Below are 25,763 nucleotides of genomic sequence, written 5' to 3' on the forward strand. Positions count from 1 at the left end.
TTCGCGGCCGCGCTGGAGTGTTTGATCATGAACCTGTTTTTGCGTAACACCTTGCTGGGCGCTGTCGTTTCGATGCTGGTCAGTGGCGCGAGCCTGGCCGAAGAGCGGACGGTGCGGATCTATAACTGGATCGAGTACCTGCCGCCTGAAATCCTCAAGAGTTTCCAGGAGGAAACCGGCATCCGCCCCATCTATGACGTGTTCGACAGCGTCGAGACTTTGGAGTCCAAGCTGCTGACCGGCAACTCCGGGTATGACGTGGTCTACCCGAGCAGTTCCAACGTCAGTCACCTGATTGCCGCCGGTGCCGTCCAACCCCTGGACCGCAGCCAATTACCGAACTGGCAGCATCTGGACCCCGAGTTCATGAAGTCCCTGGAGACGGTGGGCGATCCGGGTAACCGCTATGCGGCGCCGTACCTGTGGGGCACGACCCTGATCGGCTACAACGTCGACAAGGTGCGGCAGGTGCTGGGTGCCGATGTGCAAATGAACACCTGGGACATCCTTTTCAAGGAAGAGAACATGGCCAAGCTGGCCAGTTGCGGCGTCGGCCTGCTCGACGCCGCCAACGAGATCGTGCCCATCGCCTTGCACTACGAAGGGCTGGACCCCAACAGCCAGAAACGTGAAGACTACGCAAAGGCGCAGGCGGCCATGCTCAAGGTTCGCCCCTACATCACCTACTTCAATTCGTCGCGTTATGGCATGGACCTGGCCAACGGCGAGATCTGCGTAGGGGTGGGTTGGTCCGGTGGGGTGGCCCTGGCCAAACGACTGGCCGAAGACGCAGGGAAGGGGGTCAAGGTGGAAATGGCGCTGCCCAAGGAGGGCGCGCCGATGTGGTCGGACGTCATGATGGTGCCCACCAACGCCCCTCATGCCCAAGAGGCCTACGCGTTCATCAACTACATCTTGCGTCCCGACGTCATTGCTCGGATCAGCAACAAGATCGGTTACCCCAACCCGAACAAGGAAGCTACGGCGCTGGTCAATGCTGAAATTCGCAACAACCCCGCCATGTATATACCGGACGAGGCGCGCAAGACCCTGTTCGCCTTGGAGCCGGTGCCGGCGGCGGTGGAGCGGATCCGCACCCGCACCTGGACCAGCATCAAGACCCATCGCTGATCAGTGTGACCCGGTGTTGCGGCGCCGGGTCCGTATCGGTGGGGTGTTCACTCAGGCGCGCATGCCCAGGAAGAGCAATTCGGTGATACGCCGGACCTGGGTGGAGTGTGCCTCGATGTCCGGTTGCTCCTGGTTGACCAACCTGAACAGCTGCAAGTGCGAATAGTCGTTCAACAGGAAGGCGGCGAGGTCGACATCGAGGTCGGCGCGCAGCTTGCCAGCTTGTTGCAATTCCCTGATCAACCCACTGATTTCGGCCCTGAGCGCATCGTTCATGGCGCGATACCCCTCGGGCAGCCCGTTGTTGCCACCAAACAGGATCAGCGGCAGCAACTCGCGCCACAGGCTCGGATGCATGACCTCCAGTGCGTAGCCTGTCAACAGCCGCTCCAGATAACACAGCGCTTCGACCGGGTCTTCGATTTCAGGGATCTGGTTGCGGGTGTCCGTGAGTGCGCGCTGGTCGGCGTCGTGCAGGATCTCCAGGATGATCTCCTGCTTGTTGCCGAAATACTTGAAGACGGTAGGCGCCGATACGCCGGCCTGGCTGGCGATCTGCTCGATGGTGGTGTTCTGGAAACCCTGGCGCTCGAACAGTTCGACCGCCGCCTTGCTGATGGCTTGGCGGCGTTCGGCTTTTTGACGTTCACGCAGTCCGCTCACGGGAGGTCCTTGTTGGAAAGCAGCGATTAAAGGCCTTGGTACACCAGCCCTGTGGGAGCGAGCTTGCTCGCGATAGCGTTGGATCAGCCGCATTGAAGTCGACTGAAATACCGCCATCGCCAGCAAGCTCGCTCCCACAGGGTTCCTGGTTAACAACAGACCGGGCATAGGCATGCAAAATACTTAACCCAGTAAAGTTTTTAAAGGGTTTATTTCATGCCCCCCCTCAAGGAGGTGGCTCAATACCGCGATCCAGACACCTGGCAAGCGGCCAAATGCCATGCCCTACTTGGCGAAATCAGGCACAGGGATGGCGCGTTCAGGTAACTAACTCGGGAGGGAAGGCAGGTAACGTGGCGCGACTTTTCATCGCAAGTGCGCACGTTCGCCCAGGGTGGATCAACCCGACCAAGAGGTACCGCTTCCAGGAGGGGCGGGAATACCAGAAGCACCGACTGCCCCTGCGCGCGTCTCAATGTTCGATCACAAGAGAATAAAAAAATGACCAGCCCCAGCTTCAAGGATTCGAACGGCCATTTGGCACAGGGCTTCAAGCCTCGTCACGTCACCATGCTGTCCATTGCCGGGATCATCGGTGCGGGTCTGTTCGTGGGATCGGGACATGCCATTGCCGCCGCCGGCCCGGCCGTCATGCTGGCCTATCTGTTCTCCGGGCTGTTGGTGGTTTTGGTCATGCGCATGCTGGGTGAGATGGCGGTTGCCAATCCGGACACCGGCTCATTCTCCACCTATGCCGACCAGTCCATCGGACGCTGGGCAGGCTTCACCATCGGTTGGCTCTACTGGTGGTTCTGGGTGCTGGTGATTCCCATCGAAGCGTTGGCCGCCGGCCATGTGTTGAACCAATGGTTTCCCGCCGTCGATGCCTGGCTGTTCGCCTCGGTGTCGATCGTGCTGCTGGCCGTGACGAATCTGTTCAGCGTGTCCAAATACGGCGAGTTCGAGTTCTGGTTCGCCATGGCCAAGGTCGTGGCGATCATCGGCTTCATCTCCCTGGGTTTCGCGGTGCTGATGGGCTGGATTCCCGAGCGTGAAGCCAGCGGCCTGAGTCGGTTGATGGAGGAGCACGGCGGGTTCGCACCCAACGGCCTGTCGGCGGTGGTGGGCGCGTTTATCACCATCATGTTCAGCTTCATCGGTACGGAGGCGGTGACCATCGCGGCGGCTGAATCCGATAACCCCGCGCAGAACATTGCCAAGGCCACCCGTTCGGTGATCTGGCGTATCGGTGTGTTCTACCTGCTGTCGATCTTCGTGGTCATTTCCGTGGTGCCGTGGAACGATCCGCTCTTGGCTTCAGTCGGTTCCTACCAGCGGGCCCTGGAGCTGATGAACATTCCCCACGCCAAATTCCTGGTGGATATGGTGGTGCTGATCGCGGTGGCCAGTTGCATGAACTCCTCGATCTATATCGCCTCGCGGATGTTGTACTCGCTGGGGCGTCGTGGCGATGCGCCAAAGGCGCTGAAGGTAACGTCTTCGGCCGGTGTTCCAAGGTCTGCGGTGATTGCCAGTACCGTGTTGGGCGCGGGCGTCACCTTGTTCAGTTACTTCATGCCCGCCGGCCTGTTCCAGTTCCTGCTCGCCAGCTCCGGCGCCATCGCCTTGCTGGTGTACCTGGTGATCGCCATCTCGCAACTGCGCATGCGCCGTATGTTGCTTCGCCAGAATGTCGAGCTGACTTTTCGCATGTGGCTGTTCCCCTGGCTGACCTGGTTGGTCATCGTGTTCATTTCGGCGGCGCTGGCGGTCATGATGATCACGCCCGAGCACCGCAGCGAGGTCAGTACCACCCTGGGGCTGGCGCTGATCATTTCCTTTATTGGTTTGATGACATCCCGACAGCCGCGTCCTGAGCAGGTGGCTTCCCTGGGGTGAGCCAGCCTGCCTCCATCTTCTTTGGCCTGTCGGCAGGCAATCCAGGTTGCGCCAACAGGGCCGGCCTTTGCTGTCTACTCGAGATTGAACAAGCCTGAATCCGACGGGCGTGTACAAAAAAACTTAGGCCTTGTCGGCTGTAAATTATTTTTTACTGTGCCAGGTGTCAGTAACATTTTACTAAGCCTTGAAAGTGCTGGTTTTTTTTAAATAGTCATGCCCTGAGTTTCGTGGAAGCTTAAAAGCGGTGAGAATAATATTGAACATCTGTTTGCATCTTTTGACGTTGACAGCGACATTTTTGCGACTATAAGATTGGATCCAGGAAAAGTTATTCAAGGAATGAATTAAATGCACTTCTGTTCCTCTCCGCACGTCTCGATCTTTCCTGTTGTTCTTAACTATCTGCGCGGCGTCCTGCTGCTCCCGACTTTGTACTTCCGTACCTTGTTTCCTCGCGAGGCAGCAGGCTTTTGCTGCTTCACGCCCTCATTTCTATCGAGGCTTGGTTCCTGACTCGATAAAAATATTTCACCCAAATGAAATAAAACAGTCGCCTAAATAATGCTTGTGCCAGCCTCTTGGTGCAGGGGTAATAACACCTCAGTGAAAGGGATTCTATGAAATATTTGGATGGCTCCATTCGCCTTGATTACCAACTTCCCAATGGGCAGTTGGTCGAACTTGACCTGGCCACGGAGGAGTTGCTGGGTGTTCGCATGAATAAAAATGTGAAGCGCCTGATCGGTTGTTATGAACAAGACATGCTTTTTCTGAATAAAGAAATTGATGGGGATATCCAACAGCATCTTGACGAGCGATACGGTCGGGACAAAAGTAAGAAAGCGCTGGATGAGTTGCGAACCCTTGAGGCTGTTGTGTTTGCGCCGGTCAGTGCACAGTTGGATAAAGTGGATTTCTCCGTCTCGGCCGAACAGTTGAAGACTTTTTTTGGCATTCACTTGGATGAAGAGTTCGCTCGCCTGAAGAATGGCGACTTCGATCCGACGCTCTCCTATATTCTCAACGACCCTAATTCCCAAGGGCTGATGAGGAGCTTACTGACACAGTTCTCGATTGAGTTTCTTATTGAAGGGGCTCCGATGGGCCTGTACGCGACTGGCGCGTTCGGCACCCTGCAGTCCCATCTGCTGCGCATCTATCAAGATGAAATGGGTAATGGTGTGCCGGAAGACAAGCACAGCCACCTGTACGAAAAAACCATGCTTGATCTGGGCCTGAGCGATACGCCGGATGCGTATCAGGATCATTTCCTCACCAGCAATATGTTGGTTTCGGCCTACACGTACCAAATCTGCCACGACAAGAGTAAGTTCTTGCGTTACCTCGGCGCTTTTTTCCGTAACGAAGCCTGTTTTATCGTGTGGCAAAAACAGCTGGGGGAATCGGTTCGCGAGATATACCGAGGGAGGGTGGATTGTCATTATTTCGATGTTCACACCTCGGTCGACCAAGCCCATGGTCGCTGGGTGCTTGATAATCTGATCGGTCATGCGCTGGATCGCTTCGGTGATGCCGCCGCCCCTCATATCTTGCGTGGATTTGTGGAGTTGATGATCTACCAGGATATCTTCGGCCTTGAACTTGATCATCAGATACTTAATGGCACTGTTGCGGAGCCTGCCGCCGCGTCGAATTCAAGCCTGTCCCTTTCCAATCGAGTGGCTCCCGGCGCGACGGAGCATCTTTTTTCGGCCCAGGAACTCATTATCGACCTTCAAGGTGATAGTAAGATTTATCTCACCGATCCTCTGGCCGCGAGTCTGTCAGCCGAGTCCGGACTCATTCGTCTTCCACCGTTTACCGCTGCCCATTTAAAGGCCGGGAGCGATGGCGCGCGTTATAACTAATATCAATAATGCGACTGGTCATGGATCAGTCGTTTATCAGCCGATACCTGATGATTAAAGCGCTCAGTTTCTGAAGCGTAAGGACCTTGCATGTCTAAAGAAAACGTTTCATCTGATAATAACAATACCTGGCTTCATTTTTTCCCCTCCGACCAGATTGGTAAAACCGATGCGTTCCCTTCATCCATAATCGAAGCGCAAGGGATCTATGTAACAGACTCGGAAGGCCGTCGGTATATGGACGCCATCAGCGGGGCGTATTGCGTGAATGTGGGTTATGGGCGTGATTCGATTATTGATGCGGCCAGTGAAGCAGCCAAGAAGCTGGCGTTCTGCTCCCCGTTCAGTTTTTCAAACCCCTATTCTTCCCGATTAGCCCAGACGCTCGCCGGCCTGGCATCACCTGTTGTCGGCGCCAATGCTCGGGTGTTCTTTACCAATAGCGGTTCGGAGGCAGTAGAGACTGCATTGAAAATCGCTCGGGCATTCGCGGTCAGGAATGGCGAACCCGAGCGGAAATGGCTGGTGTCTCGCGACCATGCTTACCACGGTGTCACGCTGGGCGCGCTGTCCGTATGTGGATTCGCGGCGCTTAAGGAAGAGTTTGGCCCGCTCTTGCCCATGACTGCCACCATTGCTTCGATGCAGGACAGTACAGACCCTCTCAGCGACGTGCTCCACGCTACGCCAGGCCTGGGTAAGGATGTTGCAGGCGTATTGATTGAAACGGTTGAAACCAGCAATGGCATGGTAACCCCTACTGCTGAATATCTTGATGGCTTGAAGCGCTTGCGCGAGGAAACCGGCGCGTTGCTGATCGTCGATGAAGTCATTACCGGGTTCGGGCGCCTGGGCAGTTGGTTCAGCGCCGAGCAGTATGGACTTGAGGCCGATATTATTATTTGCGCGAAAGGGCTTACCAGCGGATACGACTCGCTCGGCGCGACGATTGTCAGCGAGCGGGTCGCGTCGGTTTTTGCCCAGGGCGAGGACAGCATGTTCGCCCATGGCGCTACGTTTGGCGGTCGTCCGGCTGCGGCCGCCGCCGCCCTTGAAAATATCGGGATTCTCGAGCGCGAGCGGTTGCTTGAAAACGCCTCGTCCATGGGCATTTACTTGAAAGGTGTGCTTCAAGACTTGTTTGGGAACCACCCGAAAGTCTCCGGGCTCACCGGTACTGGTTTGCTTCAGGCGATCCACCTGCGGTCAAGCAACTCTTCGGCACCTGCCACAGCCGAGGAAGTGAAAGTGATTCGAGAGCGTTTGTTGAACAACGGGATCATCACCTCTTTGTATTACACCCGAAACGATCCCACGATAGAAATTGCCCCGCCGCTCTGCATCAATCGAGAGCAGATCGACCATCTCTGCCGAGTGATTGTCGCCGCCTTAGGCTGATTGTCGTTGCGACTCACCTATAAAGGATTATTAGAGATGACCTTCGATGAAATCGAACACACAGGTCCGGCGCGAAGTCCACAAACCCATGCCGGGGAATGCGCCGTGACCGAGGCGTCGATCAGGCTTGAACGGGCTACTTCGGACTCTGACCTGGATGCCCGGCTACTGGCGGCCTGGCTCATCACGGCTAGCTGGTACGCCAATTGGGTCGAAAACTTGAACTGCACAGTCGTATCGCGCCGAGGGCAGGTTGACTGCCCGAACATCGACTTGCAGGCGCCGGCCCGTAAACTTCTCGATTGCTGCAAGGTATCGCTGGGGGCTATCCCTGGCGCGCAGCATACTTCGTGGCAGGTCCGCGCCTGGTCCGACACCGAACAGTGCCCAGGCGTATTTGGCGCCGCTCGACTGCAGATGTGCGTCAGCGAGACCGACGTCGAATTGGTCTTTGATGGACAGCTTCTCGAGCGAAGCCTGGCCCATGAGATGCTCGATACATTGCATGGCGTCGCCTCTGCATTGCAGCACGAAAATAGTTTCGTTGTAGCGGACCTCGTGGAACGTGCCCGCCCGGAACATTCGAATTCCGAGTTGCTGGGAAAACTGCATGGCGTCGATCAGCAGGATGTACTGGAGGCTTTCGATGGCCACGTCTGCCGCGACCCGGACAAAGTGGCGATTTGCGACGCTGGCCGGGTGATCAGTTATGGCCAGTTGTCGGCTGACATCCGCAAGCTGGCCGCCAAACTGGCAGGTCAAGGCGTGAGGCCGGGCAGTCGAGTCGCGTTGCGAATGTCCCGGTCCGGCGACTTCGTCGTTGCGGCCTTGGCGGTTCTCTCGCTGGACGCTATCTACATTCCGATAGACCCGCAGCTTCCTCCTGAGCGAAGCAAGCTGATGCTTGAAGATGCGCGGGTAGGCTGGGTTGTAGAAGGCGATGCTGTCGTGGCGCAGGGACTCTCCCTGAGCGCAGCTCAACCGGACGACGAGCCACGGTGCGGATATGTACTGTTTACCTCCGGGACCACGGGGCGGCCAAAGGGTGTATTGATCTCTCGCGCCTCGCTCTCGTATTACGCCAGCGTGGCCAGGCACTCGTTCGGCCTTACGAGCCAGGACAAGGTCCTGCAGTTTGCGACGGTCTCGTTCGACGCCTCTGTCGAAGAAATCTATTGTTGCCTGATGGCTGGTGGAACAATGGTTATCCGTGATTCATCCGTCGATTTGCAGCCTGCCAGCTTTCTGCAGTTCCTCGACGAACAGCAGATTACTTTTCTTGACTTGCCGACCGGGTATTGGCGAGAACTCAGCCTGGCTTGTACTTCCCAACACCTGCGATTTCCTTCTTGCGTTAATCTGGTCGTGATTGGGGGAGAAGCCCTTTACAAATCAGACATACACAACTGGTACCGTCTCCCCGCGCCGCGCCCGACGTTGATCAATTCCTATGGCCCGACCGAGACGACCGTCGTTACCGCTCTCCAGCGAGTACGACGTCCTGATACGGATGACGATTCAAGAAACGACATTTCTATTGGTCGGCCCATCGCCGGTAGCCGAATTGTCTTGCTGGACCGTTTTGATAAACCTGCGCCGCTCGGCGCAATGGGGCAGATATGCATATCCAGCCCAGGTGTGGCCGAGGGGTATTTGCACAATCCGGACATGACGGCGGAAAAATTCTTTGTGCGGGTGGAAAACGATCGGAGCCTGCGCCGCTACTACAAAAGCGGAGACTTGGGACGCATTGGCCGCGATGGAGCGTTGGAATATCACGGACGCATGGATAACGTGGTGAAGCGGCAAGGCTTCAGGATCAGCCTGGGTGAAATCGAGTCCATTGTTCGAACACTACCGGAAGTGTCTGACTGCTGCGTTTTCATGACGGACGCCGGCAGTGATAGCAAGCTTCTTTGTGTCGTTCAACTGATGCCCGGCATGAAGGTGTCGCAACTGGCGTTACGTCAACAATTGATGTTGGACCTGCCATCCTACATGGTTCCGAACAGCTTCATCCTGCTCGACGAAATACCGCGTAATCTGGCTGGAAAGATCGATTACAACGCAGTAAGAGGGCTCGCAATGGCGGTTGTAGACGCAACGAGCAAAGATCTGTCGTGCCCTTTTGCGGGAAGCGAAATTGCCCGGGAAATACAGTCGACGTTGGGCGGTCGTGAACTGAATTGGGATGCCAGCCTTGTTGAAAATGGGGCGGATTCGTTGGAAATTGTACGCTTGGCGATGCTGTTACAGAAACACAGCGGGCACGAGTGGCCGCTTTCCACACTCTATGAATACCCCAGCATGGGGGCCATCTTGAACGATGTTGGCGGCCCTGAAATCGCAAAAAAACGCCCACGAGACTTCAAGGACTGGCGCTACGCTGAGCTTGAACGACTCAGTGGCTTGATTCGCCACGGTGCGCCACGAGTCAGTTGCGCCAAGGACGGTATATTGGTGACGGGGGCAACGGGACTGCTTGGGCGTCATGTGGTCCGCGCATTGCTCAAGAGCACGCAGCGTCCCATTTATTGCTTGGTGCGTTCTCCCATGGGCAGCACCGAATCCCCGCATAAAAAGCTCACACAATTGCTCGGCGTGAGAAATGAAGCGCTGCGGAGACTGCACATTATCGTTGGCGATCTGGATCAGAATGACGTCGGTCTCGACGAAAAGGGTTTGTATGCCTTGCAACGCAGCGTCAGCGATATTGTTCATTGCGCCGCCGATACCAACATGTTGTCGCCCTATTCGAAGTTGGTGACGACCAATGTCCAAGGGAGCCTGAATCTCATAAATCTGGCGCTTGCGAGTAAAGCCAGTTTTCATTTCATTTCATCCCTGGCCTTGTTCGATACAAAACCATCTCTCCTGGCTACGCCGGAAACCAAAATCATGGAAGTCGATAACGTGGCTTCCGGCTATCTGCAAAGTAAGTGGATGACCGAGATGTTATTGGAACACTGTGCGACCTCCGGACTGAAGGCGACGATCTATCGATGTGGACGACTTTGGGGAAGCAGCATGAACCTTGAAGAAGCTCGTAACGATTATGTCTACCAGTTCCTGAGCGTTTGCCAGCGGATAGGCCAGTTCCCGATCATGCCGATGCAGTTGGAAATTTGTCCGGTGGACCGTATCGCTGAGCAAATCGCTTCGTCTGTCGTGAGCGGGTTACGCCAATCCGTGTCAGGTGCAAGGATTTATCACTTGTGCTCCAACAAAAGCTACACGATGGATGAAATCTACGCTGCCATGCGTCACCGGTTGAAAGATTTCTCGCTGGTTAATTCGTCAACGTGGCTTGCTGCGTTGAATGCTCGCATTGTCAGGGTGCCGGAAGATGCTGAAGCCTTGAGGGTATTCGCGGTAGTGAAATCGTTATCGTTGTCCGGTTGCATCGATGACCTGGCAATCACCGAGGCTATCGCTTCACGTGAGTGCTGGGAACATGGTCAACCTTTCGGCCTTACCCCTGAGCAAATGATTGAGGCCGTGTTGGCCGGATCTGCCCGGGTATCTTCCCATGCTCAAGCTTTCGCGCATTGATATCGTAGAGCTGGAAGCGTTTAGACAAGGAGTTAACGCATGACCCGTTACATCAACTTTCTTTTGCTCGCGCTGATGGGAAGTACCTGGGGGCTGCATTTCGTGCTGGTAAAGAAAATTACCAGCACAGGGGTTCAAGCCGATCTTATTCTGTTTCCGACGCTGTTCGGCGTTGCCATGGCATTCATGGCGCTCATGGCAGTCAGCCGCAGTTCGTGGCGCATCAATGCGTCCTGGTGGGTGTTCCTCATCATTTGCAGCGTCTTGGGGTATGCCTTTCCAATATGGCTTGAGCTGATCGTGGCACCGTACATCGATTCGACGCTGCTCACGCTGATCGTCACCAGTACTCCGGTTTTTTGCATCTTGCTGGGGTTTATCCTGCGCTTGGCAACGGTAACTGTCTGGCATTTGTCATGTGCTGCCTTGGGAATCAGCGCTGCCATGATGTTACTGCTGCCCAGCGCGGCGCTTCCCGAGGGCTCGTCAAGGCTTTGGCTGGCCGCAGCCATTGGCGTTCCGGTGAGCTACGCGCTGTACAACCTGTATGTCGCCGCAGCCTGGCCCAAGGGGTTAGGCGTGTTCACCATGGCGGCCTATGAATCGGTGATTGCGGCGTTGTTGGCATTGCCATTGTTCATGACGTCGACGTCGGAGGCGGGGTATCAAGGGCTGGTCCAGCATGGGCCGGAGGTGACGTTGCTGGTTCTGGTCACGGCGGTGGAGGTCTGGTCCTTCTTCGAATTGGTACGCCGGGCCGGTGGGATTTATGTGTCATTCGCCAGTTTCGCTGCGCTGGTAGCAGGCATCGCATGGTCGGCGTTACTGCTCGATGAAGAAATTACGCCGTGGATGAATATCAGCATCGGTGCGATCGTCTTGTCGCTGTTGCTGTGTCTGGTTGGAGATAGAAGCCAGGCTCGCGAGGCGCCCCTGAGCAAGGCGGCCTGATGAAAGATTGCACCGAGTCGTTCAGGTGCCGAAGTCAAACGTACGCCCCCGACAGGTCCTGTTGGGGGCGTACTTGCAACCATAAGCCGAAGGGTCTATTCCCAGCGCCTGTTCAAGACTGAAAAACCTCAGTCTTGACGTGTGGTATTTCCGTCTGTCACTCCCCTCAAAAACCCAGCCCGTCGAACCGGCACTAACCAGTGGATGCGTTGTCAGTAGTTGGCGTCCGTAGCGGCGACGATCGGCTCAGATAGCTGCACGTCAGCAACATGACGCTCTTTTTTTTGACGCCTTAGGGCAAGTAACTCGCGATGGATTGCGCCAGGACCGACTATTCCTATTGCGGGTTGACTTTTTATGCGCTTTCTACTCGATCCGCGTCATGACATTGATGCTGCCTTATTGAGCTACCGCCGGGTGTTCTGGGCCCTGGCATTGTTCAGTGGCGTGATCAATCTGTTGGTGCTGGTGCCGTCGCTCTACATGATGCAGGTCTACGACCGGGTCCTGACCAGCCGCAACGAAACCACCTTGTTCATGCTCACCTTGATGGCCTTGGGGCTATTCATGTTCAGCGCCTTGATCGAGTGGGTCCGTGGCGAGGTGATGATTCGCATGAGCGCGGGGCTGGACGAAGCCTTGGGTGAGCGGATTTTCGACGCTGCCTTTGCCCGCAGCCTGCGCGAGCACAACGCCAACCCGGCGCAAGTGCTCACCGATCTGGCGACGCTGCGCCAGTTGATTACCGGGCAGGGCCTGATCGCCTTGCTCGATGCACCCTGGCTGCCGATCTTCCTGCTGGTGGCGTTCATCTTTCACCCCTGGTTCGGCGTGCTGACACTGGTGTTGGCCTTGGTGCTGATCGGCCTGGCGCTGTGGGGAGAACTGGCGACGCGAGCGCGCCTGGGGGAGGCCAATCGGCTGGGGGTGCAGTCGTCGATCTATGTGAACAGCACGCTGCACAATGCCGAAGTCATTCAGGCCCTGGGCATGCTCGGGCCGCTGCGTCAGCGCTGGAGCCTGTTGCAGCAACGGATCATTGCCGCCCAGGCCCATGCCAGCGACCGCAGCGCGCGTATCACCTCGATGACCCGTTTCGTGCGTATCTCCGGGCAGTCCCTGGCCTTGGGCCTGGGGGCCTTGCTGGTGCTCGAAGGCCAACTGTCGGCGGGCATGATGATTGCGATGTCGCTGTTGCTGGGGCGAGCCCTGGCCCCCGTGGAAATCGCCATCGGCTCGTGGAAGCAATTCAACGCCGGACGCCAGAGCTACCAGCGCCTGAGCCAATTGCTGGCCCAGCATCCGCGCGAGCGTCTGCGCATGCCGTTGCCGCCACCGACCGGTGCGGTGCGCCTGGAGCAGTTGTATGTCGGTCCGCCAGGTGCTTCGCAGCCGATCCTGCGCGGGATCAATTTCAGCCTCGCCAAAGGCGATGTGCTGGCGGTGGTCGGGCCCAGCGCCAGCGGTAAATCGACACTGGCGCGCGCCTTGGTCGGGGTCTGGCCGGCCATGGGCGGGTCGGTGCGCCTGGACGATGCCGAGATCAGCCAGTGGTCCCACGACGCCTTGGGGCCTTACCTTGGATACCTGCCACAGGACATCGAGTTGTTCGATGGCACGGTCGCCGACAACATCGCCCGTTTCGGTGAGCAGGACGCCGACAAGATCATCGCCGCCGGGCGTCATGCTGGTATCCACGAAATGATCCTGCGCTTTCCCAAGGGCTACGACACGCCGCTGGGTCCCGGCGGACTTGGCTTGTCCGGTGGGCAGAAACAACGCCTGGGCCTGGCCCGCGCGCTCTACGGACGACCATCGCTGATCGTGCTCGATGAGCCCAACTCCAATCTCGATGACGCCGGTGAGCTGGCGCTGGTGCAGGCTATCAGTGCGCTCAAGGCGGCCGGCAGCACCGTGGTGTTGATTACTCACCGGCCCAGTGTGCTGGCGGTGGTCGATCACATCCTGGTGCTCAAGGACGGTACTCAACAAGCGTTCGGGCCACGGGACCGGGTGCTCAAGGCATTGATGCCGGGGCCGAGACCGGCCGCAGTCAGGGAGGCGGGCGGCGATGCGTGATCTGACTCCAGGGGCACAAGCGTACAGCGAGCAAGGGCTGAGCGTGCGCAGCACCACGACGCTGCCCAGCGCCAGTACCGATGCCGGGAGCGCGGCGCGTTATGGTATGGGATTCCTGGTCCTGACGCTGGGCGGTTTCCTGCTCTGGGCCTGCCTCGCGCCGCTCGACCAAGGGGTGGTAGGCAGCGGCACTGTGGTGGTGGCGGGGGAGCGCAAGGCGGTGCAGTCGTTGGTCGGCGGGGTGGTGGAAAAACTGTTGGTCAGCGATGGCGACCGCGTCACCCAGGGGCAATTGCTCGTGCAGCTCAATACGGTGCAGGCGCAGTCGCAACTGGACGTGACCCTGGGCAAACTCCTCAACGATCGCAGCATCGAGGCGCGCTTGATTGCCGAGCGCCTGGGCAGTACCGAGATCCAATGGCCCGCGGAACTGCTGGCCCACGCCGACGAACCGCGGGTCAAGGCGGCCATGGCCTTGCAGAGCCAGTTGTTCATCACCCGCCGCGCGGAGCTGGGCAGCCGCTTGCAGATCATAGAGCACGAAGCCGCGGCCTTGCAGCAGCAATTGCTTGGTTACGAAGGCGTCAAGCGCAACTACGACGCGCAGATGCGCTTCCAGCAGCAGGAGCTCGAAGGCCTGCGCGATCTGGCCCGGGAAGGCTACGTTCCGCGCAACAAACTCTTCGAGGCCGAGCGCAACGCGGCCCAGTTGGCGGGGCAGATCGCCTCTGGGGTGGGTGATGTCGGCAGGACTCGCCAGGCGATCAACGAAAGCCGGCTCAAGGCCTTGCAGGCGCAGCAGGAGTTCCGTCGCGATGCCGAAACCCAGCTCAGCGAAGTCTCGGCCGAGGCCGCCGGTTACGCCGATCAGATTCGTGCCTTGCAGTTTGAAGTCGACAACGGTGCGATCCGAGCGCCGGTGGCCGGGCAGGTCATGGACGTGAGCATTCATACCGTCGGCGGTGTGGCACAGGCCGGCCAGACCCTGATGCAGGTCGTGCCGCTGGATGCGCCGATGGCGATCACCGCGCGTTTCGAGCCGCTGATGGCCAACAAACTGCGCCCGGGCCTGCCGGTGCACGTGCATTTCACCGCACTGCAACGGGTGGATACGCCGACGGTTACCGGCACGGTGACCACAGTGTCGGCGGACCAGTTGATCAATGAGCAGACACACCAACCGTACTTCTCCGCCAAGGTCGAGATTCCTGCCGACACCGTGGTTGCGTTGCAGAGCGCCGGCCTGCTGGTGCGCCCGGGCATGCTCGCCGACGTCACGGTGGTGACGGGCGAGCGCACCTTGATGAATTACCTGATGAAGCCTTTGCGTGAACGTTTGCTTGCAGCCTTCAAGGAGGAATGAGCATGGTCGATCGTTGCCGCTACCGTTTGCATGTATTGCTGAGCCTGTGTGCGGGTTGGGCGGCGCTCAATCCGCTGTGGGCCGCTGAGGGGGGGCTGAGCCTGACCTCCGCCTACGATGCTTCGCGCCTCAACGATCCGACCGTGCAGTCGGCGGCCCACGCCTTTGAAGCTTCGCGGCATGAAGAGGACATCGGGCGTGGCGGCCTTTACCCGCAAGTGTCGCTGAGCTCGCGCTACGGCTACGGCGGGCGGACCGACGGTGGTGACGACAGCAGTTACGTCAACAGCAACGATTACCAGGCGAACAACGTCACCTTGGCGGCGCAACAGCCGCTCTACGACAAGGCACGCTGGGCGGCGTATCAGGAGGGCAAGGCGCGCGGTCAACTGGGCACCCAGGTGTTCGATGTGGCCGGCCAGACTCTGTATGACCGGGTGGCGAAGGGGTATTTCGACGTCGCCCGGGCCGAGAATGAGATCAAGCTGATCCAGCAGCAAAAGGCGGCCATCCATGGCTTGGTCATCCAGAGTAAAAAACTCTATGAGGGCGGCCAGGGTGCGATCACCGATATCGACGAAGCCCAGGCGCGGCTCGACCTGGTGCAAGCCCAGGAGGCTGAAGCCCAGGCGCGCCGAGTGGCGGCCTTGCGGGCCTTGTCCGGGCGTGCCAGCGTGCCGATCGATGACATCCTGCCGATGCGCGAAGAATTGGCCGCCGGTAGCCCGATCCCGCCGGAACAGGACTTGCCGTACTGGACGGCGATTGCCCGCGAGGCGAGCCCCGAGCTGGCCGCCCGACTGGCGGCGGTGAAAGTGGCCGAGGCCCAGGCCGACAGCCAGCGCGCCGGGCATTATCCAACCTTGTCGCTGACCACCCAGTTGACCCGCCGGGAAACCCGTCAATACCAGGAACTCGACCCGCGCCAGGACACTTACTACGTGGGTGTGCAGTTGGATATTCCGTTGTATCGCGGCGGGGCGGTACGGGCGTCGGTGGCCAAGGCCGAAGCGCAACTGGCCGGCGCCCAGTCCGACTACGACGTGCAACGCCAGCAACTGGCCGAGGATATCGAGGCTGATTACCTGGGCGTCGTCGCCGGGTTTGCCAAGAGCAAGGCCATGCAACGGGCGGTGGAGTCCAATCAGCGAGCACTGACCTCGACGGAAAAAGGCTTCCAGGGCGGCGTGCGTTCCACGGTGGATATTCTTGACGCGCAGCAGCGGCTGTTCCAGGCCCGTCGGGACCTGCTCAACACCAAGCTCGACATGCTGCAAAGCTATGTGAGCCTGCACACCCACACCGGCCAGATGAACCGCGCGGTATTGGAACAGGTGCAGAGTTTGTTCTAGACAGTCCAGGGTTCAAGTTTGCAACTTATCCCTGTGTGCGGGCTTGCTCGCGATAGCAGTGGGTCAGTCAGCATCCATGCTGAATGTGCCGCCGCTATTGCGGGCAAGCCTGCGCAGGGGGCAATCAGGCGGTGAAGTCGCTGGCGTGCAGCTCCTTGACACCGACCAGTTCGAATTCGAACTCGGGGGTGGCGTCGGCGTTGGTACTGCCGGAGAGGATGCCATCGACGAAGCGCAGTTGGCCGGTGGCGTTGCTGGGATCGAAGGCGCTGCTGCCGATGAACGTGAAGGCATCGACTGTGGCGGTCAGCGGGTTGGCGTCCAGGTCGGTGAGGTCCAACTTGTCGAACTCCGCGCTCTTGAAGCCGCTGATCACATCGCGCAAAGCCCCGACGCCCATGTCCGACAGCGCACCAAATGCGTAGGTGTCCGCACCCGTGCCACCGCTGAGGTTGTCGGTGCCCGCGCCGCCGATCAGCCGGTCATCGCCCGAACCACCCACCAGCGTATCGTTGCCGGCCCCTCCATCCAGGACGTTCGCCGCGCTGTTCCCCGACAGCGTGTCGGCGTAGGCGCTTCCCTTCAGGTTCTCGATGAACTTCAAGGTGTCGAGCCCGGACCCCACGGTGTTCTGTTGCGCCGACGTCGAGAGGTTGACGGTCACGCCAGACAGCGCACGTTCATAGCTCGCCGTATCAATGCCATCGCGTCCATCCAGTACATTGTTGCCGGCGCCGGCGAACAGCGTATTGTCCAGGGCGTTGCCGGTGCCATTGGCAGCGCCGGTGCTGTCGACATACAAGTTCTCGACGTTATTGCCCAAGGTGTAGGCCGCCAGACTGCTGTGCACGCTGTCGATCCCGCCCGTCACCGCGTTGGTGCTGGTCTCGATCACGCTGTCATCGGCATTGTCGACAAAGTAAGTGTCGTCCCCGTCGGCACCGCTCATGCTGTCTGCCCCGGCGGCGCCGTTGAGTATGTTGTTGGCGGTATTGCCGGTGATGAAGTTGCGTCGTTCATTGCCGGTGCCGTCGATGTCCGACACACCGGTGAGCACCAGGTTCTCCAGATTGGCCCCCAGTGTCCAACTGACCGAGGCTTGCACCGTGTCGATCTGCGCGGTCGAGGTGTTGGTTTCCACCACGCTGTCGAAGGCGTTGTCGACCACGTAGATGTCGTTGCCGTCGCCACCGGTGAGGGTGTCGGCGCCCAGGTCACCGTCCAGCGTGTCGTTGCCCGAACTGCCCACCAGGGTGTCGTCCTGGTCGGTACCGGCGATCATCCCGCCCTGGTTCTGGGCGTTGTCGAAGATGTCCTGCACGCTGTTGTTGTCGTTAGGATTGCCCTGGAAGCCCAGGTCATCGGCGATGTAGTCCGCCAGGCGTTGGCCGACGATTTCCGCCGACTCCTCGTGCAGGTGCCAGACATCATCGGGGTACACCAGCGGGTCGACTTCGTAGCGCAAGGGCAGGTCGGTGTAGTCCAACGCCAGCTTGACGTCGGCGCGCTCGGCGGCGATGGCTTCCTGGGCTGCCCGCACATAACCGACACCCTCGACGATGGAGGCGATTTTCTCTTCCGAATAACCCCGGGCCCGGGCCGCGTCCTCCGAGTAATGACCGGTTTCCATCAGGTACACGCTGAAATTGCCGAACTGGGCGTGCAAGTAGTCGAACACCTTCAGGGTCGCGGCCTTGTAGGCCGCTGCTGCCGCTGCCTTGTCGGTGGCGCGGGCGATTTCCTGGGCGGCTTCCTCGCCCTGGCCCCAGATGATGCCCATGGTGACGTTGTCGATCGACTGCAGTTCGGTGAGCTGGTCGCGCAGCAACGTCACCGCGCGCAACAGTGCCGGCCCGGGTTGGTTGGTGTCGGTCAGCCACCAGCACAGCTGTAGCTCCTCGGCGCTGAGTGTGGAGAGGCCGTTGACCGTGCTGCCGCCCACCGCGATGTCGATGCCGTTGCCGTCGGCATCGGTGAACTGGCTGCGCACGTCGTAGGTGGTGTAGCGGTCCAGGTCATTGACCAGCATCGAGGTACCGGACTGGTCGTCGTCCTCGGTCATGCGCAGCAGGCGCGCATTGGATTGGCCGAGAGTCGGCAGGTAGAGGATGTCCTGCTGGGCGCGCTCGCCGAAGACGAAGTCGCTGGCGGTGAGGGTGTTGAGGTAGTTGCCGTTGAGGGCGATTTCGAAGCGATTACCGTCGGCATCGGCTTCGGCGGACTTGATGTAGGTCTTGTCGCCGGCCGCGTTCAAGGTCATGTACAGCGTGCCGTTGCTGCCATCGCCAAGGCCGAGAAAACCCAGCCCCGAGACATCGATTTTGTCGACGCCGACGGTGAAGTCATAAATCGTATCGGTGGCCGTGACGCCCCCGGTGTCGTAGTCGCGGTAGCTGTCGGAGAGGTTGCTGTAGCGGAAGGTGTCGGCACCGTCGCCGCCGTACAGCGAATCGCGTCCGGCACCGCCGTCGACGATGTCCGCACCGGTGCCAGCCTTGATCGTGTCGTTGCCGCCCAGGCCAAGGATCAGGTCCGCGCCGGTCGTGCCGTTGAGGGTTTCGGCGTTGTTGGTGCCGGTGATGGTGTTGGCGGGCGCATCGGCCACCACCAGGGCGAAGCTGTCACTGACCGATGCGCCCGAGGGATCGGTGGCCTTGACCAGCAGGTCGTAGTTGCCTGCCGCGGTGCTGGTCGGGGTGCCGCTGAAGGTCAGGCTGGTGGCATTGAAACTCAGCCAGGCGGGCAGGGCGCTGCCGTTGGCGAGGGTCGCGGTGTAGGTCAGTACATCCTGGTTGGCGTCGGTGAAACTGTTGCTGGCCACGGTGTAGCTGAACGGCGTGCTTTCACTGGCGTTCTGGTCCAGCAGTGGGATGGCTATGACCGGCGCCACGTTGCTGGGGGTGTTCTGGTCGGCGAAGACAAAGTGACTGGCCGTCAGGCTGCTGACCAGGTTGCCTGCCAGCGACACCTCGAAGCGGTTGCCATTGGCGTCGACCGTCAGGTCCTTGAGGTAGGTGCGGTTGGTCGACGAACTGTAAGTGATCTGCAGGGTGCCGTTGAGTCCGTTGCCCAGGCCGGTATAGCCGAGCGCTGACACATCGATCTTGTCCGCCGTCACGTCGAAGTCGAGGATCTGGTCACTGGCGCTGGTGGAGCTGGTGCGGTAGCTGTCGAGTTTGGAGGTGTAGCGGAACACATCGGCTCCCGTGCCACCGGTGAGCTTGTCCACCCCGGTGCCGCCGACCAGGATGTCGTTGCCGGCGCCGCCGTTGAGGGTGTCGTTGCCCGCGCCACCGAACAGTTGCTCATTGGCCGCGGTGCCGGTCAGCGTGTCGTTGTTCGGCGTGCCATTGATCACAATGGCGGCAGGCACGTCCTGCACGGCAAGGGTAAAGCTGTCGCTCACGGTGGCGTTACTGCCGTCGCTCGCGGTGACCTGGATGGCGTAGGTGCCCGACGCGGTGTCAGGTGGCGTGCCACTGAAAGTGCGGGTGGCGGCATCGAAGACCAGCCAGTTGGGCAGGGCGCTGCCATCGGCGAGCTTGGCGGTGTAGCTCAGGCTGTCGTTATCCGGATCAGTGAAACTGGTGGCCGGCACCACGTAGCTGAACGGGGTGTTTTCGGTGGCGTTCTGGTCCAGCAAAGGCGTGGCCAGCACCGGCGCCTGGTTGGTCGGCGAGGTGGTGGCAAAGACGAAGTTGGCGCTGCTCAGGGTATTGAGGTAATTGCCGTCCAGCGCCACTTCGAAGCGGTTGCCATTGGCGTCGGCCTCCAGGGACTTGATGTAGGTCTTGGTGCCGGCACTGTTGAGCACCAGGTACACGGTGTTGTTCCTGCCGTCCCCCAGGCCGGTGAAACCCATGGCGGAGAGGTCGATCTTGTCGGCGCTGATGTCGAAGTCGGTGATCAGGTCGCCGAGGTTGACGCCGCCGGTGTTGTAGTTGCGGTAGCTGTCCAGGCGGCTTGAAAACACGAAGGTGTCTGCCCCGGTGCCGCCGGTGAGGGTGTCCATGCCTGCGCCGCCGTCGAGCTTGTCGTCGCCGGCGCCGCCACTGAGGCTGTCGTTGCCCGCCAGGCCGAGCAGGGTGTCGGCTGCATCGCTACCCAGCAGCGAGTCGCTGCCGCTGGTGCCTGTGACCACTCGGTTGAAGATGAAGTTGCTGGCGGTCAGGGTGCTGACCAGGTTGCCCGAGAGAATCAGCTCGAAGCGATTGCCGTTGGCATCGGCGTCGAAGTCCTTGATGTAGGTGCGGTCGCTGGTGGCGTTGTAGCTGACTTGCAAGGTGCCGCCACGGCCATTGCCCAGGCCGGTGAAACCGAGGCCGGCGAGGTCGATTTTGTCCTGGGTGACGTCGAAGTCGGTGATGGTGTCATCGAAACTGGTGGTCGCATTGCGGTAACTGTCCGACTGGGCGACGAACCGGAACGTATCGGCACCGGTGCCGCCAGTGAGTTTGTCGATGCCGGCGCCGCCGACGAGGATGTCACTACCGGCCGCGCCATTGATCGTATCGTTGCCGGCGCCGCCGTAGAAAATCTCGTTGGAGGCGCTGCCGAGCAGGGTGTCGTTGCCCGCCGTGCCTTGCACGGTGGTCATCGGCACCGTGGCGCTGACGTAGCTGCCGTCGCCATACACCAATGTGGCGCCCTTGCTCGTGTGGCTGATGGTGTTGGCGATGATGGCGTTGCGGTCGGTGCCGTCTTCGTTGCGCTCTGCGACACCGTAGGTCGACAGGTCGCTGCCGCTGATGATGTTGCCCTGGATGAGGTTGTCGCTGCCGTTGAAGTACTTGCCGGACACGCCCAGGGTGTCGTCGTAGGACTGGATGATGATTTCCGGTACGGCACCGCCCAGGGAGTTGTTGTTGAGGGTGTTGTCGAGGACCTCGACATGGTTGCTGCCGTAGATGCGGATCCCGGCGCTGGCGTTGTCGTGGATGTCGACGCCGGTGACGGTCACTTCGCTGGAGAGCTTGATCAGCACGCCTTCGGCGCCGTTGCCATACACCTCGCCGCCGGTGATGGTGATGTTGCTGGGCGAGGGGATGTCTTCGCTGCCGCGCTGGACCACGATGCCATTGCCGCCGTTGTCGTAGGCGACGTTATTGGTCATGGTGAAATCGTGGGTGCTGGTGACGACGTTGAAACCGTGGCGGTCGTTGTTGTAGGCGATGTTGTTTTCGAAGGTGCTGTCGCTGAGGAAGTCGGCGACGAAGCCGTCCAGGCCGTTGCCGTGGGACACGCTGTTCTTGATGACCATGTTGACGGTCTGCTCGTGGGGGTCGAAACCGTACCCGGAGCAATTCTTGATCTCGACGCTGTCGAGGGTGACGTTGGAGTCGTAGCCTTCTTCGCCGGGAATGTAGCCGTTGAACCAACCGTCGACCTTGCCGGTGGTGCTGTCGCGGTTGCCGTCGATGGTGAGGTTGCTGACGCCGAAATCGTGGGTTTCTTCACCGTAGGCCGAGCGGATAATGCCGGTGATCTTGGTGTCGGAGCCATCGGCCAGCTTGACCGTGGTTTCGCCCATGCCGTCGCCGTACAGGTAGACGTTGCTCTTGAGCATCAGGCAGCCATCGGAAGGTTCCTCTCCCCCCGAAACGATGTACGTACCGGTCGGCATGTACACCTGCCCACCGCCGGCTGCGGCCGCCGCATCAATCGCACTCTGGATGGCTGCCGTGTCGTCGGTGATGCCATCTCCTTTGGCGCCAAAATCTTGTACGTTGAAAATCATGAGCTTATCTCCGTATCAGGCTTAAACCTCGGTAGACGCCAATATTCCATCGACGACCTCGGAGTTATGACCCAACGGAACGCAAAAGTTGTGACCGCATATCGGGGAAAGTGTCAAAAAGCCGGACTAACTGATCAGCGGTTGTGTGGGGATTGCGCAGGAGTAACGTTCTGTTGACGCTTTCTCAACGCCGACGATGCCCTTTCCTGTGGGAGCGAGCTTGCTCGCGATAGCGGTGCGCCAGTCAACCTCGATGCAACTGATCCGACGCTTTCGCGAGCAAGCTCGCTCCCACAGGGTTTGGTGGTGTGGCAGGCATTGCGCTTTCCTTGATTGGCATCAACCCCACTTTTGGGATGGCGCGATAACCTCGAATAAACCATCGCCCCGTTGAAGAGGGCGACCGAGGAAGCTCATGAGTTATCCGCTGTTTCTGACCTTGCACCTGTTTGCCGCGCTGGTGTTCATCGGCACGGTTTTCTTCGAAGTCCTGTTCCTGGAGAGCATTCGCAAGCAATTGCCCGCCAAGGTCATGGTGCTGCTGGAGCAAGGCATCAGCCAACGCGCCCGGCAGTTGATGCCGTGGGTGCTGCTGGTGCTGTTCGGCGCGGGCATTGGCATGGTCTGGCTGCGCTATTGGCCGGTGCTGTCGCAGCCGTTGCAGTCATCCTTCGGTTTGCTGCTGGGGCTCAAGATCCTGTTGGCGGGCAGTGTGCTGGGGCATTTCCTCTGGGCCATGTGGCTGTTCAGGAGCGGACGCATGAACGCCCGCTATGTGCACATCATCCATACCAGCGTGTTCCTGCACATGGTCGCGATCGTGCTGCTGGCCAAGGCCATGTTCTACATCACCTGGTAAGCGCTGGCGCGTGGTTCCAAGGCGCTTGATACAGGTCAAGGTGACCCGGCGGGTTACCCCACAAACTGCTCCCGCACAGCCACTCGGAGATTGTCATGTTCGACCCGTTCCATACCCTCGGTGAGCGACCCTCGGGACGTGCCCCTGTGGTGGTTGATTTCGATTGTCCGGTCGGTACACGTAGATTCCACGCAGGCATCGGCTCGCTCGACCTGCTTCGAGGGTTGCGCAGCAGCCGTCAGAAACGACGGCCCCTATCCGTGGCGGTGCACCTGCCTTCGCGCTTGCGGCTGGCGTCGTGTTCGCCCCTGGCCAGTGACTGCCGCTGCGGCGAGATCGAAGGCTACCTGCAACGCCTGACCTATGAGTTGGGGTTGGTCGGTTGTCACCTGGGAGCAGGGCGGCGCGTCGAGCAGTTTTGCCTGACCGGTGGTACACCGGTGATCGCTCACCTGCAGAAGCTGATGAGTGACCTGCGCAAGCGCTTCGACTTCAGTGAATACGACGGCGGCGACCACAGCATCGAGGTGGACCTGCACCACACCGATTGGTCGACCATGGGCCTGATCCGTGACCAGGGTTTCACCCATGTCAGCATCGGCGTGCCCGACATTGGTGTCGACAGCGATCTGTCGGTCGATTGCTACCAGAACCCGGCACCGATCCATTCGTTGATCGATGCGGCGCGCACCTTTGGTTTTCGCTCCATCAACATTGACCTGGGCTACGGCCACGCCTGGCAGACGCCGAGCAGTTTCGCCCTGAAACTGGCGACGCTGATCGAACTGGAACCGGACCGGTTGCACGTTTTCGACTATGCCCGCGCGCCGTATCGTTATCGCTCGAAAAACGCCGGGATGGCCGGCGCGTTTTGCAGCCCGGCCGACAAGGACGCCATGCGGCAGATCTGCTGTGAACAGCTGATTGGCGCCGGTTATCACTACATCGGCCTGGGCCAGTTCGTCAGGGCCGACGATGACCTGGCGGTGGCCCAGGAGCACGGACGCCTGCATCGCAATTGCCAGGGTTTTACCCGTCACGGTTGCTGTGATCACGTGGGCTTCGGTTTGTCGGCCATCACGCAGATCGAGCACCTGTACGTGCAGAACACCGACGACCTGCATCAATACTGCCAGCAGTTGGACGCCGGACAATTGCCGGTGTGTCGCGGCTGGCGCTGTGAGGCGCAGGATCAGGTCAAAGCGAGTGTGACCGAGCAGCTTTCCTGTGACCTGGAGCTGGATATCGTGGCCATCGAGGCGCGTTTCGGCCTGGTGTTTCGCGAGCATTTCGCGTCCGTCTGGCCGTCGCTGGAAGTGTTGCATGACCAGGGATTGATCGAACTGTCGAGCCGGTTTATCGGCATCCTGCCCGCCGGGCGCTTGAACGTCGATGCGATCTGCAATCTGTTCGACCCAGGACTGGATGACGCAGGTCCACACCCTTTTGAAAAGTTGAACCCATCATGAATGCTGCATCCGGTTTCAATCGTGCCCTGGTGGAGAAATACGACCGCCCGGGGCCGCGCTACACCTCCTATCCGACGGCGCCGCAGTTCCACCAGGCCTTTGCCATGGACGAATACCAGCAGGCTGCCCAGCGCAGTAACCAGGCGCCGCTGCCCAAGTCGTTATCGGTGTACATCCATATCCCGTTCTGCCAGAGCCTCTGCTATTACTGCGCGTGCAACAAGATCATCACGCGCAAGACCCATCGTGCCGTCGAATACCTGACCTACCTCAAGCGCGAAATTGCCCTGCAGGCGGCCTTGTTCGACCGCTCGCGCAAACTGACCCAACTGCACCTGGGTGGGGGCACGCCGACCTACCTGACCCATGAGCAACTGGCCGACTTGATGGACTGCCTGCACCAGTCGTTCGACATGGACGACAGCGACGCCCATGAGTTTTCCATCGAGGTCGATCCGCGGACCATCGATGCGCAACAGATCCAAGGCCTGCGCCAGTTGGGGTTCAACCGCCTGAGCTTTGGCGTCCAGGATTTCGATGCCCAGGTGCAGATCGCCGTCAATCGCGTGCAAAGCGAAGCCCAGGTCGTCGAGCTGGTGGAAGCCGCGCGCCTGGCGCGCTTCAAGTCGGTCAGCGTCGATCTGATCTATGGCTTGCCCTTGCAGACCATCGCCAGTTTCGATGTCACCTTGAGCAAGATCATCGCCCTGCGTCCGGACCGGATCGCGGCCTACAGCTACGCCCACCTGCCGCAACGGGTGCGGGCGCAACGGATGATCCGGCCAGAAGACATGCCGCCGCCAGAGCGCAAGCTGGAATTGCTGGAGCTGACCATCAATCGCCTGACTGAAGCAGGCTACGTCTACATCGGCATGGACCACTTTGCCTTGCCGGATGACGAACTGGTACGCGCCCGAGCCCAGGGCAGCCTGCAGCGCAATTTCCAGGGATATTCCACCCACGCCGACTGCGACCTGATTGGCCTGGGGGTGTCCTCGATCGGCAAGGTGGGCGACAGCTACAACCAGAACGTCAAGGAGCTTTCCCAGTATTACGCCCGGTTGGATCAAGGCTTGCTGGCGGTGCAGCGTGGTTATCGGCTGAGCGACGACGATCGCCTGCGGCGCGAGGTCATCAGCGAACTGATGTGTCATGGGCGCATCGATTTTGGCCGAATCGAGAACGCCTACGGCATTCGGTTCAGCGAGTATTTCGCCGATGCCCTGGAGCGGCTCCAGGAGCTGGTGGGCGACGGGTTGCTGGAGATTCGCGACGACGAGCTGGTGTTGTTGCCCCAGGGGCAATTGATGATGCGCAACGTGGCCATGGCCTTCGACGCGTACCTGGGGGCGGACCAGACGGTTCAGTATTCGCGTACGGTCTGAGGTGAGGTGACCAACTGATATACCTGTGGCGAGGGGATTTATCCCCGTTGGGCT

At 59.6% G+C, this 25,763-nt stretch carries 14 protein-coding genes; 12 read left to right on the forward strand and 2 right to left on the reverse strand.

From position 1 onward, the window contains the following. Positions 1-27: 27 nt before the first annotated feature. On the forward strand, positions 28-1,131 hold the full coding sequence (locus Q7F16_RS02280; RefSeq protein WP_046062324.1) for a polyamine ABC transporter substrate-binding protein: 1,104 nt from the start codon (positions 28-30) through the stop codon (positions 1,129-1,131). Between the two features lie 51 nt (positions 1,132-1,182). Here the strand turns inward: Q7F16_RS02280 and Q7F16_RS02285 are convergent, their stop codons facing one another. Next, positions 1,183-1,794 carry a TetR/AcrR family transcriptional regulator gene (locus tag Q7F16_RS02285; RefSeq protein WP_046062325.1) on the reverse strand — a complete coding sequence of 204 codons (612 nt, stop codon included), beginning with the start codon at positions 1,792-1,794 and terminating at the stop codon, positions 1,183-1,185. 501 nt (positions 1,795-2,295) lie between these two features. On the opposite strand from Q7F16_RS02285, the gene gabP reads away from it, so the two are divergent. The 8 genes from gabP to Q7F16_RS02325 all read left to right on the forward strand — a co-directional run bounded on the left by gabP (position 2,296) and on the right by Q7F16_RS02325 (position 16,259). Further along, positions 2,296-3,693, forward strand: coding sequence for a GABA permease (gene gabP, locus Q7F16_RS02290; protein ID WP_046062326.1), 1,398 nt, complete (start codon positions 2,296-2,298; stop codon positions 3,691-3,693). A gap of 620 nt (positions 3,694-4,313) precedes the next feature. Then, positions 4,314-5,564 (forward strand): iron-containing redox enzyme family protein, encoded by a 1,251-nt coding sequence (locus Q7F16_RS02295; RefSeq protein WP_046062327.1) that lies wholly within the window; start codon positions 4,314-4,316, stop codon positions 5,562-5,564. Positions 5,565-5,654: 90 nt separating this feature from the next. Then, positions 5,655-6,962 (forward strand): aminotransferase family protein, encoded by a 1,308-nt coding sequence (locus tag Q7F16_RS02300; RefSeq protein ID WP_046062328.1) that lies wholly within the window; start codon positions 5,655-5,657, stop codon positions 6,960-6,962. Positions 6,963-6,998: 36 nt separating this feature from the next. Then, on the forward strand, positions 6,999-10,514 hold the full coding sequence (locus Q7F16_RS02305; RefSeq protein ID WP_409555536.1) for a non-ribosomal peptide synthetase: 3,516 nt from the start codon (positions 6,999-7,001) through the stop codon (positions 10,512-10,514). A gap of 39 nt (positions 10,515-10,553) precedes the next feature. Next, positions 10,554-11,465, forward strand: a complete 912-nt coding sequence (locus Q7F16_RS02310; protein WP_409555537.1) for a DMT family transporter — start codon at positions 10,554-10,556, stop codon at positions 11,463-11,465. Positions 11,466-11,822: 357 nt separating this feature from the next. After that, complete coding sequence (locus Q7F16_RS02315; protein WP_409555538.1) at positions 11,823-13,544, forward strand: type I secretion system permease/ATPase; 1,722 nt, start codon at positions 11,823-11,825, stop codon at positions 13,542-13,544. Further along, positions 13,537-14,907: an HlyD family type I secretion periplasmic adaptor subunit gene (locus tag Q7F16_RS02320; RefSeq protein ID WP_046062332.1), complete on the forward strand. Its 1,371-nt coding sequence runs from the start codon at positions 13,537-13,539 to the stop codon at positions 14,905-14,907. Before Q7F16_RS02315 ends, Q7F16_RS02320 begins: the two co-directional genes overlap by 8 nt. Positions 14,908-14,909: 2 nt before the next feature. Continuing rightward, entirely contained in the window at positions 14,910-16,259 is a 1,350-nt protein-coding gene (locus tag Q7F16_RS02325) for a TolC family outer membrane protein (protein ID WP_409555539.1), read from the forward strand. Positions 16,260-16,383: 124 nt separating this feature from the next. On the opposite strand, the gene Q7F16_RS02330 is transcribed toward Q7F16_RS02325, so the two are convergent. Continuing rightward, positions 16,384-21,996: a putative Ig domain-containing protein gene (locus tag Q7F16_RS02330; RefSeq protein WP_409555540.1), complete on the reverse strand. Its 5,613-nt coding sequence runs from the start codon at positions 21,994-21,996 to the stop codon at positions 16,384-16,386. 415 nt (positions 21,997-22,411) lie between these two features. Here Q7F16_RS02330 and Q7F16_RS02335 point away from each other — a divergent pair, with 415 nt between their 5' ends. The 3 genes from Q7F16_RS02335 (at position 22,412) to hemN (ending at position 25,709) form a co-directional block, all read left to right on the forward strand. After that, the gene (locus Q7F16_RS02335; protein WP_046062335.1) at positions 22,412-22,855 is read left to right on the forward strand and encodes a CopD family copper resistance protein; all 444 of its coding nucleotides are present in this window, start codon (positions 22,412-22,414) and stop codon (positions 22,853-22,855) included. Between the two features lie 95 nt (positions 22,856-22,950). Continuing rightward, the gene (locus tag Q7F16_RS02340) at positions 22,951-24,324 is read left to right on the forward strand and encodes a coproporphyrinogen III oxidase (protein WP_046062336.1); all 1,374 of its coding nucleotides are present in this window, start codon (positions 22,951-22,953) and stop codon (positions 24,322-24,324) included. Beyond that, complete coding sequence (hemN, locus tag Q7F16_RS02345; RefSeq protein WP_409555541.1) at positions 24,321-25,709, forward strand: oxygen-independent coproporphyrinogen III oxidase; 1,389 nt, start codon at positions 24,321-24,323, stop codon at positions 25,707-25,709. The genes Q7F16_RS02340 and hemN overlap by 4 nt, the downstream gene beginning before the upstream one ends. Positions 25,710-25,763: the final 54 nt, after the last annotated feature.

The organism is Pseudomonas sp. Lb2C2 (genome assembly GCF_052112205.1).
GTDB classification, from domain to species: domain Bacteria; phylum Pseudomonadota; class Gammaproteobacteria; order Pseudomonadales; family Pseudomonadaceae; genus Aquipseudomonas; species Aquipseudomonas kilonensis.

What these genes read in the sequence shown, in the direction of transcription:
- Q7F16_RS02340 (WP_046062336.1), top strand. Translation starts at nt 22,951, where the DNA reads ATGTTCGACCCGTTCCATACCCTCGGTGAGCGACCCTCGGGACGTGCC.
- gabP (WP_046062326.1), top strand. Translation starts at nt 2,296, where the DNA reads ATGACCAGCCCCAGCTTCAAGGATTCGAACGGCCATTTGGCACAGGGC.
- Q7F16_RS02330 (WP_409555540.1), bottom strand. Translation starts at nt 21,996, where the DNA reads ATGATTTTCAACGTACAAGATTTTGGCGCCAAAGGAGATGGCATCACC.
- Q7F16_RS02320 (WP_046062332.1), top strand. Translation starts at nt 13,537, where the DNA reads ATGCGTGATCTGACTCCAGGGGCACAAGCGTACAGCGAGCAAGGGCTG.
- Q7F16_RS02325 (WP_409555539.1), top strand. Translation starts at nt 14,910, where the DNA reads ATGGTCGATCGTTGCCGCTACCGTTTGCATGTATTGCTGAGCCTGTGT.
- Q7F16_RS02300 (WP_046062328.1), top strand. Translation starts at nt 5,655, where the DNA reads ATGTCTAAAGAAAACGTTTCATCTGATAATAACAATACCTGGCTTCAT.
- Q7F16_RS02335 (WP_046062335.1), top strand. Translation starts at nt 22,412, where the DNA reads ATGAGTTATCCGCTGTTTCTGACCTTGCACCTGTTTGCCGCGCTGGTG.
- Q7F16_RS02310 (WP_409555537.1), top strand. Translation starts at nt 10,554, where the DNA reads ATGACCCGTTACATCAACTTTCTTTTGCTCGCGCTGATGGGAAGTACC.
- Q7F16_RS02305 (WP_409555536.1), top strand. Translation starts at nt 6,999, where the DNA reads ATGACCTTCGATGAAATCGAACACACAGGTCCGGCGCGAAGTCCACAA.
- Q7F16_RS02280 (WP_046062324.1), top strand. Translation starts at nt 28, where the DNA reads ATGAACCTGTTTTTGCGTAACACCTTGCTGGGCGCTGTCGTTTCGATG.
- Q7F16_RS02295 (WP_046062327.1), top strand. Translation starts at nt 4,314, where the DNA reads ATGAAATATTTGGATGGCTCCATTCGCCTTGATTACCAACTTCCCAAT.
- hemN (WP_409555541.1), top strand. Translation starts at nt 24,321, where the DNA reads ATGAATGCTGCATCCGGTTTCAATCGTGCCCTGGTGGAGAAATACGAC.
- Q7F16_RS02315 (WP_409555538.1), top strand. Translation starts at nt 11,823, where the DNA reads ATGCGCTTTCTACTCGATCCGCGTCATGACATTGATGCTGCCTTATTG.